At 65.1% G+C, this 17,095-nt stretch carries 14 protein-coding genes; 6 read left to right on the forward strand and 8 right to left on the reverse strand.

Annotated elements, in window-relative coordinates:
- Positions 1-29 precede the first annotated feature (29 nt).
- Positions 30-1,379: an FUSC family protein gene (locus tag ACFWO3_RS21105; protein WP_378581464.1), complete on the forward strand. Its 1,350-nt coding sequence runs from the start codon at positions 30-32 to the stop codon at positions 1,377-1,379.
- Between the two features lie 3 nt (positions 1,380-1,382).
- Here the strand turns inward: ACFWO3_RS21105 and pyrE are convergent, their stop codons facing one another.
- The 6 genes from pyrE to ACFWO3_RS21135 all read right to left on the reverse strand — a co-directional run bounded on the left by pyrE (position 1,383) and on the right by ACFWO3_RS21135 (position 8,463).
- On the reverse strand, positions 1,383-1,916 hold the full coding sequence (gene pyrE, locus ACFWO3_RS21110; protein ID WP_378581466.1) for an orotate phosphoribosyltransferase: 534 nt from the start codon (positions 1,914-1,916) through the stop codon (positions 1,383-1,385).
- A gap of 21 nt (positions 1,917-1,937) precedes the next feature.
- On the reverse strand, positions 1,938-2,726 hold the full coding sequence (locus ACFWO3_RS21115; RefSeq protein ID WP_378581468.1) for an SDR family NAD(P)-dependent oxidoreductase: 789 nt from the start codon (positions 2,724-2,726) through the stop codon (positions 1,938-1,940).
- 2 nt (positions 2,727-2,728) lie between these two features.
- A complete protein-coding gene (locus tag ACFWO3_RS21120; protein ID WP_378581488.1) occupies positions 2,729-3,493 on the reverse strand; it encodes a hypothetical protein in 765 nt (254 codons plus the stop codon).
- Between the two features lie 136 nt (positions 3,494-3,629).
- A complete protein-coding gene (locus ACFWO3_RS21125) occupies positions 3,630-4,568 on the reverse strand; it encodes a hypothetical protein (RefSeq protein ID WP_378581470.1) in 939 nt (312 codons plus the stop codon).
- A 144-nt stretch (positions 4,569-4,712) separates the two neighbouring features.
- Positions 4,713-7,265 (reverse strand): ATP-dependent chaperone ClpB, encoded by a 2,553-nt coding sequence (gene clpB / locus ACFWO3_RS21130; protein WP_378581472.1) that lies wholly within the window; start codon positions 7,263-7,265, stop codon positions 4,713-4,715.
- Positions 7,266-7,389: 124 nt separating this feature from the next.
- The gene (locus tag ACFWO3_RS21135) at positions 7,390-8,463 is read right to left on the reverse strand and encodes an alpha/beta hydrolase (RefSeq protein ID WP_378581474.1); all 1,074 of its coding nucleotides are present in this window, start codon (positions 8,461-8,463) and stop codon (positions 7,390-7,392) included.
- Positions 8,464-8,777: 314 nt separating this feature from the next.
- Here ACFWO3_RS21135 and ACFWO3_RS21140 point away from each other — a divergent pair, with 314 nt between their 5' ends.
- The 5 genes from ACFWO3_RS21140 (at position 8,778) to ACFWO3_RS21160 (ending at position 14,037) form a co-directional block, all read left to right on the forward strand.
- The gene (locus ACFWO3_RS21140; protein ID WP_378581475.1) at positions 8,778-9,953 is read left to right on the forward strand and encodes a globin domain-containing protein; all 1,176 of its coding nucleotides are present in this window, start codon (positions 8,778-8,780) and stop codon (positions 9,951-9,953) included.
- A gap of 36 nt (positions 9,954-9,989) precedes the next feature.
- A complete protein-coding gene (locus ACFWO3_RS21145; RefSeq protein ID WP_378581477.1) occupies positions 9,990-10,733 on the forward strand; it encodes an FAD-binding oxidoreductase in 744 nt (247 codons plus the stop codon).
- A gap of 178 nt (positions 10,734-10,911) precedes the next feature.
- Complete coding sequence (locus ACFWO3_RS21150; protein ID WP_378581479.1) at positions 10,912-12,078, forward strand: globin domain-containing protein; 1,167 nt, start codon at positions 10,912-10,914, stop codon at positions 12,076-12,078.
- Complete coding sequence (locus tag ACFWO3_RS21155; RefSeq protein ID WP_378581481.1) at positions 12,069-12,794, forward strand: DivIVA domain-containing protein; 726 nt, start codon at positions 12,069-12,071, stop codon at positions 12,792-12,794. Before ACFWO3_RS21150 ends, ACFWO3_RS21155 begins: the two co-directional genes overlap by 10 nt.
- Positions 12,795-12,822: 28 nt before the next feature.
- Positions 12,823-14,037, forward strand: a complete 1,215-nt coding sequence (locus ACFWO3_RS21160) for a globin domain-containing protein (protein WP_378581483.1) — start codon at positions 12,823-12,825, stop codon at positions 14,035-14,037.
- A gap of 11 nt (positions 14,038-14,048) precedes the next feature.
- On the opposite strand, the gene ACFWO3_RS21165 is transcribed toward ACFWO3_RS21160, so the two are convergent.
- The gene (locus ACFWO3_RS21165; RefSeq protein ID WP_378581485.1) at positions 14,049-15,302 is read right to left on the reverse strand and encodes an alpha/beta hydrolase fold domain-containing protein; all 1,254 of its coding nucleotides are present in this window, start codon (positions 15,300-15,302) and stop codon (positions 14,049-14,051) included.
- Between the two features lie 9 nt (positions 15,303-15,311).
- Positions 15,312-16,880 (reverse strand): AMP-binding protein, encoded by a 1,569-nt coding sequence (locus tag ACFWO3_RS21170; protein ID WP_378581487.1) that lies wholly within the window; start codon positions 16,878-16,880, stop codon positions 15,312-15,314.
- Positions 16,881-17,095: the final 215 nt, after the last annotated feature.

Consider the following 17,095-nt stretch of genomic DNA (forward strand, 5'->3'; position numbering starts at 1 on the left):
CCGTCTCCCGAAGAGCCTGGCGCGACGCCATGCGTGTTCGACCCGCCGACGCGACCGTCGGGCCCGCCCTCCGAGTCGGGTCCGGGGTGGCGATCGCACTCGTCGTCGGAGGTCTGCTCGGGCACCCCATGCTCGGCGCGATCGCGGGTCTCGGTGCCATCACCGCCGCCTTCTGCCGCCATCAACCGATGCCCCTCCTCGCGCCGCGCCTGATGATCTACGGCGCCATCTCGGTGGCATTCGTGTTTCTCGGCTCGTTCATGAGCGCCGCGAACGTACCGACCGCGATTCAACTCCTCACCTTCTCGGTCGGGGCGGGAGTCGCCGCCCACCTGTTCACGGCATTCGAGATCACCGGGCCGGGCCCCGTGGTGGTGCTGCTCTCCGGGAGCGCCGCGGCAGGACCGAGCAACACCCTGGCCGACGTCCCGGTCGTGACGGCCGCAGCCGTGGCGGGTGCCGCACTCGGTTTGGTGGCCGCTCTCGCGCCGCGCATTCTGCACCCGATGGGAGCCGCACGGCTGGCCGTCGCGCGCGCCCTCGCTGCGGTCGCCCGCCTGGAACAGTTCGAGGAATCCAGAGACGTCGCCGCCCGCAAAGAAGCCGTCGTCGGGGCACGCGGAGCCCTTGCCCACGCCCATTCGACGATCGATCTGAGCCACCCCACGTCCCAGCACGGACGCGCTCTTTCCGCCGTACTGGCCGAGGCGGACGCGGCAGTCGACGAATGGATCGAGGCCGGGGCAAGTCACCGGATCAGCTCCGTGACTCGGCACGAACGCGAACTACGCAAGATCCGCCGCACCTGCGACATCCCGGATTACGATCCGAGCGACACCGTCCGGATTCGACACGTGGAATCGCCTGTCTCACTGTGGACCACCGCACACGAGCGCCTGATCTCCTCCACCTCGATCGCATCGGCGATCCGCACTGCCGTCGCGGCCGCGATCTCCAGTTACGCCGCGGTGGGGCTGCACCTCGCGCATCCGATGTGGGCGATGTTCGGTGCGGTGGCCGCCCTACAGGGCCTGAGCTTCGCCCACACCGTTGAAAGGGGCATCCAACGAGCGATCGGCAATCTCGTCGGCGCGCTCCTGGCCATCGCCTTCCTGGCCGCCGGACCGCTTTACTGGCACCTGGTGATCGGGATCGTCGTCCTTCTGATCCTCGCCGAACTGTGGGCGCCCCGGCAGTACGCCGTGACGTCCATGGTGTTGGGAGCGGGCACCGTGCTGTTCGTCGCCCTCGGTGCCGACATCACGTCCGATGTCGCATTCGACCGCGCCGCGGACACACTCGTCGGCGTCGTGGTCGGTATCGTCATCGCCGCTCTCACACTCAGTCCCACCGATCCGATACGCGCCGAGGGCGCCTGACGGCTAGTCCAGTCCGAGGTCGGACAGTCCCAGCAAAGAACGGTATTCCACGCCCTCGGCAGCAATGACCTCGTCGGCACCGGTCGCCCGGTCGACGACGGTGGCAACACCCACGACCGTCGCGCCGGCGCCGCGAAGCGCCTTCACTGCGGTGAGCGGCGAATTGCCGGTAGTCGTCGTGTCTTCCACGACCAGAACCCGCTTGCCCGTGACGTCCGGGCCTTCGATCTGCCGTTGCATACCGTGCGCTTTCGCGGCCTTGCGAACAACGAACGAGTCGATCGGGCGTCCGGACGCGTGCATCACTGCGAGCGCCACCGGGTCGGCACCCATCGTCAGACCACCGACAGCGTCGAAATCCCAATCCGATACCAACTCGCGCAGGAGCTTGCCGATGAGCGGTCCGGCCTCGTTGTGCAAAGTGGCACGTCGCAGATCGACGTAGTAGTCGGCTTCCTTACCCGAAGACAGCGTCACCCGGCCGTGCACCACAGCCAGCTCGCGTACCAATCCGGCCAGTTTCTCGCGATCGCTCATGAGCGTCGAGCCTACCGACAGTCAGGTTCTGCCACGGCCCCGGCCGACCAGGTTGTTGAGGCGCCGCACCAGACTCTGCGGAACGAGCCTGCCCAGTGTCGTCAGCACCTTGTACTGGATGCCCGGAACGCTCAGGACCTTGCCGGATCTGAGATCGGACAGCGAAGCCGAAACCACCTGCTCCACGTTCAGCCACATCACACCGGGCATGGAACTCATCTCGATACCGGCTCGCTCGTGAAACTCGGTCCGGACGAATCCGGGACACAGCGCCTGGACTCGAACGCCGGTGCCCGCGAGTCCCCCGGACAAACCCTGAGTGAACGAGATGACGTACGCCTTGCTCGCCGAGTAGGTCGAACCCCGGCCGGGCAGGAGGCCTGCGACGCTGGCGACGTTGATCACCGCGCCGTCGGCCGCAGCGACCATCGCGGGCAACGCTTCCCGCGTCAGCTGCATCACCGCCGTGACGTTGACGTCGAGTTGCGATTGCAGCACCTTCGGGTCGGCGGTCCAGAATTCGCCGGAAACACCGAACCCGGCGTTGTTGACCAGAACGTTCACACCGTCGCGCAACCGTGACGACGCCGCCTCGCGGCCTTCCTCGGTCGCGAGATCCGCCGCGATGATCTGCGAATCCGTCCCGAACCGGGATTTCAGGTCCAGTGCGAGTTCCTGCATCCGAACCTCGTCACGTGCGACAAGTACCAAGTCGTAACCCAGCGACGCGAAAGTGCGGGCGAAGCCGGCGCCGAGTCCGGACGTGGGGCCGGTGACGAATGCGACCGGACGACCTTCCACTGCCGACACCGCTACCTTCGATCTTCGCCGGGACGACCGGACATCGGCGGGCGCCCGGTGGGCCGACGGCCTCCGACCGGCTGAGCAACCGCCTGACGTCCACGAACCGGGCGGTCGTCATCGCGCGGATGAGGTCGACCCGGATCGTGGTGATCGCGATCGAAATCGCCACGACCGGCGGTGGGCGGCAGGACGTGCAGGATTCCGGAGAGTCGGGCAACCGTCTCGATCGCCGAGTCCCATTCGCGGCCAGAGCTGCCGATGGGGAGGGAACCGAGTGTCCACGCACCCTCGCTCCACAGCATGTTGACATGCGGGGGAACGGATTCGGTGAACGCCACCATCCGCTGGTCGCACACGCGACGCGCAATCTCGAGGTCCGTCGCGAACACCACCCGCGGGCCCATCGCACCGAGCAGTTCCAGGTCGGAATCCTTGGGCGGGGGTGTGGACTTGAGACGCAGATCGATGTCCACGTCGGAACCGACATCACGCTTCACAGCGACGATGGTGGCCGTGTCTTCGAGGTCGAACAGTACGAACGATTCGCCTCGGCGCTCACCCCGCACGACGTCGATGGCGTCGAGGTATTCCTGCTTGGCCATCACGGCTCGGTGGTACTGCCCGGGGAGCTGCGGCTCCGTCTCGGTGTACTTGTAGCCCTGAGCCTTGGCCCAGATCTGACGTACTCGACCTGTTTGGTCCCGCCGCGACCTATCGAAATAGAGCAGCGCACATGCGCCGAAGAGTGCTATCAGCGCGAGTAGAAACCACATTCCCGTCATCGGTGATCAGCCTAGCGGTTCGAATCGCGCGGCCGTAGTCCACGCCGCAGGATTCGCCCCTTTTTCCCTGACCGATGTCACACGGGTTCAGCTCACGCGAACCGGTGTGACATTCGTCGGGGGTGGGCTAGTTTCCGCCGCTGCCGCGAATCGCACTGTTGAGGATCATGTCCGCAGTCATCGTGCCGTTCTCGACTTCGGTGCCCTGTACGACGACCCGGTCACCGGGCTTCACGTCCGCAACTTCGCCACCGGACAGGCCGATCACCCGCGTCTCCGGGGTGGTGACGACGGTGACCGCCGAACCACCGATCCCGTCGAGAGTGAGGGTGCCACCTTCGTTGGCACTGACGGTGCCCATGGTGGTGCCCAATCCGCCGAGCGCCTCACCGATACCACCCGGAACCTGCTCGAGCGGCGAACTCTCCGGCGCCGTCGACTCTTCGCTCTCGGATGGCGTCGGCGACGGTGTCGTGGTCGGGGCCTGCTGCTGCGAGGTGGTGGGCGGTGCCGCTGTCGTCGACGAATTGTCACCACCCGAACCCATCACCGAGATCCCGAAGAGCACGACGATGATGAGGACGAAGGCTCCCGCGGCGAGCGCGATCCATTTGCCGAGGCCACCCTTCTTCTCGTCCTCTGGTGGCTCCTCGGGCGACTGCGGGGGCGCGTCGTACGGCGGCTGCCCGGGCGGCCCACCGTACGGCGGATACGCCTGGGTGGCATTGGGCTGCGCCTGGGGATCGAAGCGCGGATCGTAGGCGGGAAACGCCTGCGTCTGGTTCATGTTCTGCGGCGCCCCCGGGTACGGCTGCTGCGGCGCCTGATACGCCTGGCTGTAGGCCTGCCCGTACGCCTGCGTGGGATCCGACGTCGAGAACTGCTGCGTCGGCTGTTCCAGGTTCTGCGTGGGCTGCTCGAAGTGCTGCGTGGGCTGCTCGAAGTGCTGCGTGGGCTGCTCGAAGTGCTGCGTGGGCTGCTCGACGTATTCGGTCGGGCTGTCACCTGTTTCGCCGGGGTCGTAGGCACGCTCCTGAGGAGTGCGCGGATCGTCGGGGTTCGTCATTGTTCCCCTCCCTTACTGCTGTAGGTACGCACGATCGCCGCTGTCAGCGTAGAGACGATAGTTAAGACATCCCTGTGAAGACAGCCGGGCGCACGAACGCGAACCGGCGCCGACGATTCTCGTCGGCGCCGGACTGCCTCCAAACTATGCGAGGACCAGGCGTTCGCCGTCTTCGGCGACCCCGACCTTCACCGTGTCGCCGTCCTTCACGTCACCGGCCAGCAGAAGCTTCGCGAGCTGGTCACCGATGGCCTGCTGCACCAGCCTGCGCAGTGGTCTGGCACCGTACAGCGGGTCGTAACCGCGGGCCGCGAGCCACGCTCGGGCCGGGTCGGACACGTCGAGCGTCAGGCGCCGCGTCTCCAAACGCTTCGACAGTTGAGCCAGCTGGATGTCGACGATCGATTCGAGCTGCTCCTCCGACAGCGGATCGAACACGACCACATCGTCGAGCCTGTTGACGAACTCGGGCTTGAACGTGTGCCGCACCACCTCCATCACCTGTTCACGGGTTCCGCCCGCACCCAGGTTCGATGTGAGGATGAGGACGGTGTTGCGGAAGTCGACCGTGCGACCTTGTCCGTCCGTGAGCCTGCCCTCGTCGAGGACAGCGAGCAGGATGTCGAACACGTCCGGGTGCGCCTTCTCGACCTCGTCGAACAGCACTACCGTGTACGGGCGGCGACGTACCGCCTCGGTCAGCTGGCCGCCGGCCTCGTAGCCGACATAGCCGGGAGGCGCGCCGACGAGCCGCGCCACCGAGTGCTTCTCGCTGTACTCGGACATGTCGATACGAACCATCGCGCGCTCGTCGTCGAACATGAAATCGGCGAGTGCCTTCGCGAGTTCGGTCTTACCGACACCGGTCGGACCGAGGAACAGGAAGGAACCGGTCGGGCGGTTGGGATCGGCGACCCCGGCACGCGCCCGGCGCACCGCATCCGACACCGCCTGTACCGCCTCGTGCTGGCCGACGACTCGCTGTCCGAGTTCGTCTTCCATGCGCAGCAGCTTCGCGGTTTCGCCCTCCATCATCCGGCCGGCCGGAATGCCGGTCCAGGCTGCAACGACGTCGGCGACGTCGTCGGGTCCGACTTCTTCCTTGAGCATCACGTCGCCGTCGGAGGCCGTGCCCGATTCTTCTGCCGCCTGCGCCAGCTCCTTCTCGAGCTGCGGGATTCGGCCATACCGCAACTCGGCGGCCTTGCCCAGGTCACCGTCGCGTTCGGCGCGGTCGGACTCGCCGCGCAGGTTCTCGAGCTGTTCCTTGATTCCGCGGACCGAGTCGATGGCCTGCTTCTCGTTCTGCCAGCGGGTGGTGAGTTGGCTCAGTTTCTCGCGTTCGTCGGCCAGCTCCTGGCGCAACTTTTCGAGCCGCTCCTGCGATGCGGCGTCCTGCTCCTTCTGCAGGGCCACCTCTTCGATCTCGAGCCGGCGCACGATCCGTTCGACGGAATCGATCTCCTCGGGCCTCGAGTCGATTTCCATCCGAAGCCGGGACGCGGCTTCGTCGACGAGGTCGATGGCTTTGTCGGGTAGGAACCGTGAGGTGATGTAGCGGTCACTGAGGGTTGCCGCCGACACCAGCGCAGAGTCGGTGATGCGCACACCGTGGTGTACTTCGTACCGCTCCTTGAGTCCGCGCAGGATTCCGACGGTGTCCTCCACGGACGGTTCGCCGACAAGTACCTGCTGGAATCGGCGTTCGAGCGCAGCATCCTTCTCGATGTACTTGCGGTACTCCTCGAGCGTGGTGGCGCCGACGAGACGAAGTTCACCGCGAGCGAGCATCGGCTTGATCATGTTGCCGGCGTCCATCGCCGATTCACCGGTCGCGCCGGCGCCCACGATGGTGTGCAACTCGTCGATGAACGTGATGACCTCACCGGCCGATTCCTTGATGTCGTCCAGGACCGCCTTGAGTCGTTCCTCGAACTCACCGCGGTACTTGGCACCCGCGACCATCGACCCGAGGTCGAGTGACACGACGGACTTGCCGCGCAACGACTCGGGGACGTCGCCGGCAACGATACGCTGCGCCAGGCCTTCGACGATGGCCGTCTTGCCGACGCCCGGCTCACCGATCAGAACCGGGTTGTTCTTGGTTCTGCGGCTCAGCACCTGCACCACTCGGCGAATCTCGTTGTCACGTCCGATGACGGGGTCGAGCTTGCCGCCGCGTGCAGCTGCGGTGAGGTCGGTGGAGTACTTCTCGAGGGCTTGATAGGTGCCTTCGGGATCCGGGCTGGTGACGCGCGCGCTACCACGGACAGTGGTGAAGGCATCCTGCAGCGCCTCGGGAGTCGCGCCATGGCGGGCGAGAAGCGCGGACACGTCGGTATCACCGGACGCTAGCCCGACCATCAGGTGCTCGGTCGAGACGTACTCGTCGTCGAGTTCCGTGGCCAGATGCTGGGCCGCGGTCAGAGCCGCGAGTGCCTCCCTACCGAGTTGCGGTGTGGTGGTGGCGCCGCTGGTCTTGGGGAGTTTGTCCACGAGCGTCTGTGCTTCGCGGTGGACTGCCGTGGGATCGACGCCGACTGCTTTGAGCAGCGGCGCGGCGATGCCATCGGTCTGATCGAGCAGGGCCGCGAGTAGATGTGCGGGCCTGATGTCGGGGTTGCCGGATGCCGACGCCGATTGAAGCGCAACGGTCATCGCGGCCTGAGTCTTGGTGGTCGGGTTGAACGAATCCACTGGTCACCTCTCCTGGCTGTCGAACGTGATCTCGTTCGTGCACCGGCGTACCCGAACGATCCTTACACCCGTTCAACGCCCGAAAGGTTGAGTCTGTTCCGCTCAACTTTGAAAATCTTCGAAATCAATCTTCGAGCGACCGTGCGAGTATCGGCCAGGAGTCGTGCAAGTCCTGTTGCCAGTATTCCCACACGTGCGTTCCGTTGGGCCGCAAATTCACGGTGGCGGGGATATCGAGTCCACTCAGCTTGTCGGCCATGCGGGTGGTGCACTCGTTCGTGACCGCTTCGAGAATGCCGCCCACCACGACGCGAGTGGCCAGAGTCTGCTGATTACCCGCGACCTTCGGCGCATCGATGCGGTCGAACTCGCCGGGCAGCCCCGTGCCCGAGGAAATGTAGAGCGCGGTGCCGCGCAGCTTCTCGGCGTTGACGTACGGATCATTGCGAACCCACATGGGATCGTCGGGTCCACCCCACATGTTGACCGGGTTGCCACCGAAGTCGGACACAGTGATCTCGACGAAGCGCCTCGCAACCGGGTCGCTGGTCATGGCACAACCGCTGTACGCGCCGACGCCCTCGTACAGGTCGGGTGCTGCGATCGCGAGGTTGAGCACTGCGGTGGTCGACATCGACAAGCCGATGAGCACGTTCTTCTTCGTGGTCTCGAATGCCGAGTCGACTATGGGTGGGAGTTCCTCGGTCAGGAAGGTCTTCCACTTGTTACGGCCGAGCTCGGGATCGTCTTGCTGCCAGTCTGTGTAGTAGCTGGACTCGCCGCCGAACGGGATGACCAGATTGACGTTCTTGTCCGCGAAGAAATCCTCCACGTCCGTCATCTGTTCCCAGCCGTACTTCTCGGAGTTTCCCTCGACCCCGCCGAGCATGTAGACGGTCGACTGCGGTCCTTTCTTCGCCGTCTCCGGCTTGGGACGCACAACCCGAACGGTGATGTCCTTGTCCATCGCGGCGGAGTGGACGGTGAGGTTCAGTTGGCGGTCGGAGTGCTCCTCGGCCTCGCGCAGGTTCGATCCGTTGGGCGCCTTCTCGGCGGCGGCCTTCACCTCCGATACCGACGCAAGGCCGGAGCTGTTCGGGTCTGCGGCGGCCACCGGCCCACACACCGCCATTCCAGCGAGCGTCACGACCGCAATACACGCGGCAGATCTCGCTCTGCCCAGCACACCGAAAACCATGAATCCCCCTGAAGAATCCGTCGACCCGACCCGGGCCGCTCCATACCGACGCCTCCCGCGGGGCATCTCTGCCCGCACATCTTGGCACGCGCCCACACAAATAGTGCACGGAAACCCCGATCCGCACCACACCCCGTGCCGATTCATGGTAATTCCCAGTGCTCACACCGACAACAGGACGAATCACCACACAATCCTCGAGCCGAGTGTCGCGCCGACACGGGATAGAATGCGGGTGCGCGAGGGCGCCGCACGACAGGCGGACATGGACCTCGGCGACCAACCGCGGCGATCGACGACAGGGGGAGCACGGATTGATCCGGGCATTGGACGAAGCGACGATCGCACGACTGCGGGCCAGCTTCGCCTCGATACGATCGACTTCCCACGGGCCCGGGCTGCTCTCCACGCACTTCTACGGCACCCTCTTCGCGGAGAACCCGCACTACCGTTCGCTTTTTCCCGCTTCGATGGACAGGCAGGGTGAGCGCTTCTTCCGCGCGGTCGAGTTCGCCGTCACGAGCCTGGACGATCCGGAACGGCTGGAATCGTTTCTCGCCCAACTCGGCCGCGACCATCGCAAGTTCGGTGTCGAAGGCCATCACTACCGATCGATCGTGAACCCACTCGTCATCGCCGCCCATCGCGCCTTCACCGAGGCGATCTGGACGCCGTCGCTCACCGTCGCGTGGCGCGATCTCGCATCCGCGATAGCCGAGACAATGGCGGATGCCGCGGACAACGACGACACTCCGGCCGTGTGGGGTGCCACCGTCGTCAGCCACGAACGCAAGCTCGACGACCTGGCCGTGGTGCGGCTCGAATGCGACACCCCGATCCCCTACGGAGCCGGGCAGTACCTCGGCGTCCAGGTTCCACAGCGTCCCCGTATGTGGCGGTATCTGTCACCCGCGATTCCGACCAACCCGGACGGCCAGCTCGAGTTCCACGTTCGCCGGGTGTCGGGCGGTTGGGTCAGCCCGGGAATCGTGTCGGAGACACAGGTCGGCGACCGCTGGCTGCTCAGTTCACCCCTGGGCGGCTTGGAGGTCGACAGATCGTCCGACCGCGACGTCCTGATGATCGGCTCGGGGACGGGCATTGCACCGCTGCGTGCACAGATCATGGAAATGGCGATGCGGTCACAGAATCCGCGTGTCCACTTCTTCGTGGGCGGCAGGTTCCCGTGCGATCTGTACGACCTGGAGACGCTGTGGCAACTCTCGCTCAGTAATCCGTGGTTGACCGTGGTGCCCGTCTCGGAAGAGAACGAGAACCCCTGGTGGCACACAGCGCAGGAAGCACAGCCGCCCTCAGGGATGCATCAACGATTGCGCGGACCGCTCGGCAAGGTCGTCGCGCAGTTCGGCTCGTGGGCGGACCGCCAGATCCAGATCTCCGGTTCGCCGGCGATGATCAAGACCACCGTGTACTCGTTGCAGGGTGGCGGCACCCCCTTGGACATCATCAGCCACGATCCGCTCGTGTGATCCGAGCCAGTTTTCGACAGTCGGGAGTATCGAACAATGGAGTCCACCTGGACGGCAACGGTGGTCGAGCACCATCGGCTGCGACACGATCTTGCGGTGGTTCGCCTCGTCGGTGACCATGTCCCCTTCGAACCGGGGCAGTACGTGGACGTGAGCGTTCCGCAGAACCCCCGCCTGCTTCGCAGGTTGTCGCCGGCGCTGCCTCCCTCTTTGGACGGCAAGCTCGAGTTCCACGTGCGCTCGGTTCCCGGAGGGTGGGTCAGCGGCACGATCGTCGCCGACACCGCACCGGGTGACACGTGGCAGATCATGGACCCGCGCGGGGCGATGTCGGTGGACGACAGTGGCCGTGACGTCGTGATGATCGCAGGCGGCACCGGTCTTGCACCTTTTCGCTCGATCCTGTTGGACCTTTCCCGGCGCGAGAACCCACCGAAGGTGTTCCTCTTCATCGGTGACCGCACGCCGCGTGACCTGTACGCGTCGGACATGCTGTATCTGCTTCTTCGAGACCTTCCGTGGCTCACGGTGATCCCGGTCGTAGAGTCGGTGTACGACCCAGAATGGGGTGACGAGTGGTACGAGTCGGTTCGCTCGGACATCGGCTTCGGGGTCGACGATCTGATCGAGGGCACACTGCCCGATGTGGTCACCTCGTACGGTGCGTTCGTCGACCATCAGGTGCTCGTCTGCGGCTCGGCGGCGATGGTCCGGGCAACCCTCGATCGCCTCCATGCGACGGGCACCCCGGAGGAGAACATTCTCTACGACCCCTACTGACGGTCCACCGGTCGAATCGACCCCGACTTCGGGTCTGTTGCTGTGTTGTGGCTCAATGCAAATCGTGAGTGTCCTGAAATTGCACAACTTGCGAACGGAGAGCGTTACCGATTAACTCTCGGGGCGGCGTGACGGTGCCGCGGGAGTGAAAGGTACGAGCAATGCCCCTAGGCGCAACATGAACAGCGCAGCGCTGCAGGAAAGTTGGGCCGAGGTCGTCGAGGTAGGCGACGCGGCCAGTCAGTACTTCTACTCGCACCTGTTCCTTTCGCACCCCGAAGTGCGAGACATGTTCCCACTGGTGATGGCTACGCAGCGAGACCGCTTCTTCACAGCGCTGGGGCGGATCATCGCGGACGTGGACAATCTGCCCACCGATCCCTCTTACCTCGAACAGCTGGGTCGTGAGCATCGCCGATTCGGGGTCGTCGCAGCGCATTACCCTGCTGCGGGCGCTTCGCTTCTCGCCACTCTCGCCCATTTTCTCGGTCCCGCATGGACCTCGGAGCTCGCCGCCGAGTGGGAAGCCGCCTACGGCGCCGTCGCCCAGATCATGCTTGCCGCCGCGCAGGCCTCGGAGCAGACGTCACCTCCGTGGTGGGACGCCGAGGTCACCGCTGTGAAGCGTCACAGCCTCGATATCACTCTCCTCGAAGTGCGCACCGACCGGCCGTACCCGTTCGAAGCGGGACAGTCGATGGCCGTGGAGGTTCCGCAGCGGCCGCGCACGTGGCGGTACTTCAGTCCGGCCAATGCCCCGCGTGACGATCGCACGATCGAACTCCACGTCGAGATCGTTCCCGGTGGTCAGGTCAGTCCGGAGTTGGCACGGAACATGCGGCCCGGTGACCGGATCAGGCTCGGCTCGCCGGTCGGAAAGAAGCTGACCCTCGACGCCGAGCACAGCGGAAACCTGCTCATGGTGGCCGGTGGCACCGGCCTCGCGCCGCTGCGTGCCGTGGTGGAAGAACTCGACAATCGATGGGGCACGTCCGGCGGCGCTCCGAACGTTCTGTTGTTCCACGGCGTCCGTTACCGGCCGAATCTGTACGACCACGCCTACCTGACGCACATGAACTCTCGTCCCTGGTTCACCTACATACCGGTGGTGTCGGACGACCCGACCTACACCGGTCACCGTGGCCTCGTGGGCACGGTTGCAGCCGAAATGTACTGGTGGGAGGGCTACACCGCCCTGGTTTGCGGCTCGAAAGGAATGGTTCGGCACTCGGTCGGGGAGCTCGTCCGCACGGGCCTCGACCCCGACGCCATTCGTCATGAGGACTTCTCGCCCGACTCCGCAACCGCTACACAACGACCAACCGAGGTACTCACGTGGCGTTAAGTGCCGACAACGTTCGCAATGCCGTGTTCTCGCACGCGTCGAGGCTCAAGCAGGGCTACGACATGGCCGAGGTGGACGACTTCCTCGACGAGGTGGCGCGCACGCTCGACGGGGTGCAGGCGTCAACTCGCCAGCCAACTCCCGAACCCGATAGCCAAGCGGTTGCTGAACTGCGGCAACGGGTCCGGTATCTCGAGGGACAGCTCGCGCGAAACGCTCAGGCCGCACAGGGGCCGAATGCGGGGGCGGCAGCCGAGCTCGCCGTGGTTCGTCGTGAACGCGACGACGCACGCCGCCAGGTACAGCACCTCCGCGATGCAGCGCAGAGCAACGGCGGCGACGGCATCGACCCGCGCGCGGTCAACCTCCTGAGCCAGGCACAGGCATCCGCCGATCAGACGATCGCGGAGGCCGACCGATACGCGCAGGAGCTGGTGACGAGTGCGCGGCGCCAGTTTCAGGAGATCCTGCTCAACGCACGGGAACTCGGAGCTCGCGCGGAAAGCCTGAACAAAGCCCAGAGCGAGTTCGCCGCGAAGACCGAAGACTCGGCCAAGGACAAGGCCGAAGACGTGCGCACGGCCCCGCCCGGGCCGGACATCGACGAGATGCGCAACTACGCCGAGCTCGCCCATGCCCAACTCGAAACTCTCATTTCGAAGCTGACGCCGGAAGCACCTCTCCCAGCCCGAGAGTCCGACGCTCAGCAGATCTGACCATTCTGCGAACGAACGGAGAACCACTGTGCTGTCGGACAAGTCCAGAGAAGTGATCGAGGCGACGCTCCCCGCGGTGGGGGGTGCGATCGGAGACATCACGCCCCTGTTCTATCGCAGGCTCTTCGCAGCTCACCCCGAGCTCGAACGCGATCTGTTCAACCGTGGAAATCAGAAGCAGGGTGAGCAGCAGAAGGCCCTCGCCGGTTCCATCGCGGCCTTCGCCACGCTGCAGCTCGAGCCGGACCAGGCGAAGGTCGACGCGATCCTGTCCCGGATCGCGAACAAGCACGCTTCTCTCGGCATCGAGCCGGACGCGTACTGGATCGTGCACAAGTACCTGTTCGAGGCGATAGTCGAGATCCTCGGTGATGCGGTGACCGCAGAGGTCGCGGCCGCGTGGGACGAGGTGTACTGGCTGATGGCCAACACACTGATCGCCATGGAGGCGGGGCTGTACGAGAAGGCCGGTGTGAAGCCCGGTGACGTGTGGCGCTCGGTGAAGGTGCAGCAGCGCACCTACCAGTCCGCGGATTCGGTGTCCTTCGTGCTCACGTCCGCCGATGGGCAGCCGCTGCCTGCGTTCTCCCCCGGCCAGTACGTCTCGGTGGCGATCACGCTCCCCGACGGTGCCCGGCAGATCCGCCAGTACAGTCTGTCCTCGGCCCCGGCACACGGCGATTGGCGTGTGACGGTCAAGCGGATCACAGAGAGGTCGGAGGCCGGCGAGCCTGCAGGCGAGGTTTCGAACTACCTCTACGACAACGTGTTCGAAGGTGACGAACTCACAGTCAGCCTGCCGTTCGGTGACCTCGTGCTGGTCGACGACGGTGGACCGCTGTTGCTCGCGTCTGCCGGTATCGGGTGCACTCCGATGATCGGCATCCTCGATCACCTCGCGGAGACCAACGATTCCCGCAAGGTCGCCGTCCTGCACGCCGATCGGTCGGCCGCGCATCATGCGCACCGCATCGAGCTGAAGCAGTTGGTCGAACGCATCCCGTCGGCCGAGGTTCATCAGTGGTACGAGGATCTGGGAGCGCGCGATCACCTGGGTTCGGCGCGCGAAGGCCGCGCCGACCTCTCCGAAATCGCCCTCGACCCGAATACTCGCGCGTACCTGTGCGGGCCGCTGCCTTTCATGCTGTCGCTCAAGCAGTCTCTGCTCGAACGCAACGTCCCCGCCGAGAACATCCATTACGAGGTGTTCGGCCCGGACACCTGGGCTGGCGCCACCCAATAGGCCCCGGAACGTCAGCCCAGATGCTCGTCGAACCAGGCGAGCATCTGGGCGCGCGCCGCAGCAGTACCGTAGGTGACGGCTGCCGACGAGTCTCCTGTCCCGTGCTCCATGCCGGGAAGTTCGATGTATCGGTTGGGCACTGCGCGTCGTGTCAGTTCGTCCGCGAACTCTCGGACGGGCCCCGGAAAGACTATGTGGTCGCGGCTGCCCTGCCAGATCAGTGTGGGTGGTGACTGCTCGCTGACGTGTTCGGCAGAACTCGCGACACGGTAGCGCTCGGGGAACTCCTGAGGTGGTCCCCCGACGTACAGATCCCCGATCCGTTCGCCGTACCTCGAATCCTCCTGCAGTGCGACGAGATCCACGGCCGGGTAGGCCGCCGCGACAGCCCGTACGGTGGGAAGATCTGCCGAATCACCGCAGGTTGGCTTCAAGGTTCCGTTGGCCGCCATGAACGCGGCATCGATCGCGAGGTTGCCGCCCGAGGATGCCCCGAACGCCGCGACCCGATCGAGGTCGAACCCGTACTCGTCGGCGTTCGCTGTGAGCCAAGTGAGCGCGCACCCGACATCGTCGACCTGGGAGTCCCAGTTGTGGAAATCCTCGGTGGCGAGGCGGTAGTCGATGTCGACGACTGCGTATCCGTTGTCGGCGAGGAATCGGTTGTATGCGTTGGGGCCTTTGTTGCCGGCCGAGAATCCGCCGCCGTGGATGCTGACAACAACCGGGTGTGGCCTCCGGTCGCTGCCCGCCGGGAGGTAGAGGTCGGCTGCGAGATCGACACCGTCCGGGCTGCCGAATGTCACTGTTCGGTCCGGTGTCCCGCGGTCGCCGGCCAACGGAACGGTGGGAAGGAACGGCGACGCACCGTAGCCTTGTGCCGTCGCTGCGAGCATCGCGGTCGTCACCACGGCGCACAACAACCCGACCCCACTCGTAGCGGCCAGGGCTATCGTCCCGGTGCGCCGCCGCGAAGTCGCACGGTAGGCGACGCCTGCCAGGACGAGACCGACGACGGCAATGAGAACGTTGTAGACGCCGAGGACGTCGCGCACGGTGCCGATCAACACGATGCCCGACTGCACGGGAAATACTCGAAGGGCCCACCCGAGCCAATCGCTGGGAACGATCGCGAGGAACTGCGACACGATCGTGTACAGAGCGAGCACTACGGCCGATGCCAGTACAGCAGCGAGCCCGATTCGCCGCCCACGCCAAGTCGGCGATTCCTCTCGATCCGGGTCAGGGTCGCTACCGGCAGTCATGGGCCGACCCTACGCGGAAGCCCCCTCCCGGTACCGGGCACGCAGCGTCTTCTTGTCGAGTTTTCCCAGTGGCGTCAGTGGCAGTTCGTCGAGAAAGTCGACCGATTTCGGAGCGTGTACGGACCCCTTGGCCGCACGAACCCTTTCGACGAGTTCTTCCGCATCCACGTTCTGGCCCGAGCGGAGGACGACACATGCCTTCACTGCCTCGCCCCACTTCTCGTCCGGCACACCGACGACCGCAACCGAGCCCACCGCGGGATGGGAGGAGATCGCGTCCTCGATCTCTCGTGGAAAGACATTGAATCCACCGGTGACGATCATGTCCTTCTTGCGGTCCACGATCGTCATGAACCCTTCGCGGTCCCGGCGCGCGACGTCACCGGTGTGCAGCCAGCCACCCCGAAACGCCTCGGCGGTCTCCTCCGGCTTGTTCCAGTACCCCTTCATGATCAGCGGTCCGCGCACACAGATCTCGCCGAGTTCGCCTTGCGGCACCTCGTGGAGATCGTCGTCGAGAAGCTTCACGTCCAGCCAGGGGACGGCGCGCCCGCAGGTGGCGAGGCGTTCCGGATCGTCGGCGAGATGCTCCTCCTTGCGAAGCACCGAGATCGTCATGCCGCATTCGGTCTGACCGTAGAACTGGAAGAAGACCGGTCCGAGCTTCTCGATTCCTTCCTTCAGCCGGGCCGGTGACATCGCGGAGGCTCCGTAGAACAGCGTTTCGAGACTCGAGACATCGCGCTTCGCCATATCGGGATGGTCCAGCAGCATGTAAATCATCGTCGGCACCAACATGGTCGCCGAGATCTTGTACTTCTCGATCGCCTCCAGCACCGCACCGGGCTCGAACGCCGGAAGCACGACGAGCGCACCTCCGCGCAGCAACGTGGGAACGAAGAACGCGGCACCGGCATGTGAGAGCGGTGTGCAGACGAGGAAACGTGGCTGATCCGGCCACTGCCATTCGGCCATCTGAATCTGATTCAGCGCGGCACCGGAGCGGTAGGAGCCCATCACACCTTTGGGCTTGCCTGTCGTGCCGCCGGTGTACACCATGCTGCTCGCATCCTCGGGGCCGACGTCGGCAGTGCGCAGCGGACCCGGCTCGAACGTTGCCGCAAGAGCGAGGATGTCGACGCCCACTTTCGACGGCCCCAACGACAACACGTTCTTCAACGACGGCGACGACGCGGCGAGCGCCTCGGCGCGTTCCTCGAAGAACCTCGGATCGAAGATCAGGGTCTCGATCTCGGCGTCTCCGAGAATGTATTCGTGATCGTCGAGCGAGCCCATCGGGTTGAGTGCGCTCGCCCGGCAGCCTGAGATCATCGTCGCGCCCATGCTGATCAGCACCTCGGGACGGTTCTTCGACAGCATCGCCGTACTCGATCCGACGCCGACGCCCAGCGAAGCCAGGGCCTGCGCGAATCCGCTGATCTGATCACGCATCTGTGCCCCGGTGAGTACCACGTCGCCGAGATACAGCGTCGGCTTGTCGAGATTGCGTTCGAGTGCCGCGACGAGGAGATCCGCCGTGAAGGCGGGGCGGTGAAGGTCTGCGTACTCGTCCGTCATTCGTCGTCCTCACTGCGCGCATGGGCTGTGTCCCGGGTCACCGTCACGATAAACCTTCGACGGCACAACTGAAACCTGTTCCACCTCCTTTTCCCGACGAATGTCACACCGGTTCAGCTGAGGCGGTTTCAAGTGGCGGATGCAACGAGCTCGTTGAACGCTTGCGTTGGTGTGCGCCAGCCTAGCGTTTGACGGGGTCGCCCGTTGAGTGAGTC

Origin of the sequence: Rhodococcus sp. NPDC058521 (genome assembly GCF_042719695.1) — a bacterium.
Taxonomy (GTDB): Bacteria; Actinomycetota; Actinomycetes; order Mycobacteriales; family Mycobacteriaceae; genus Rhodococcus_F.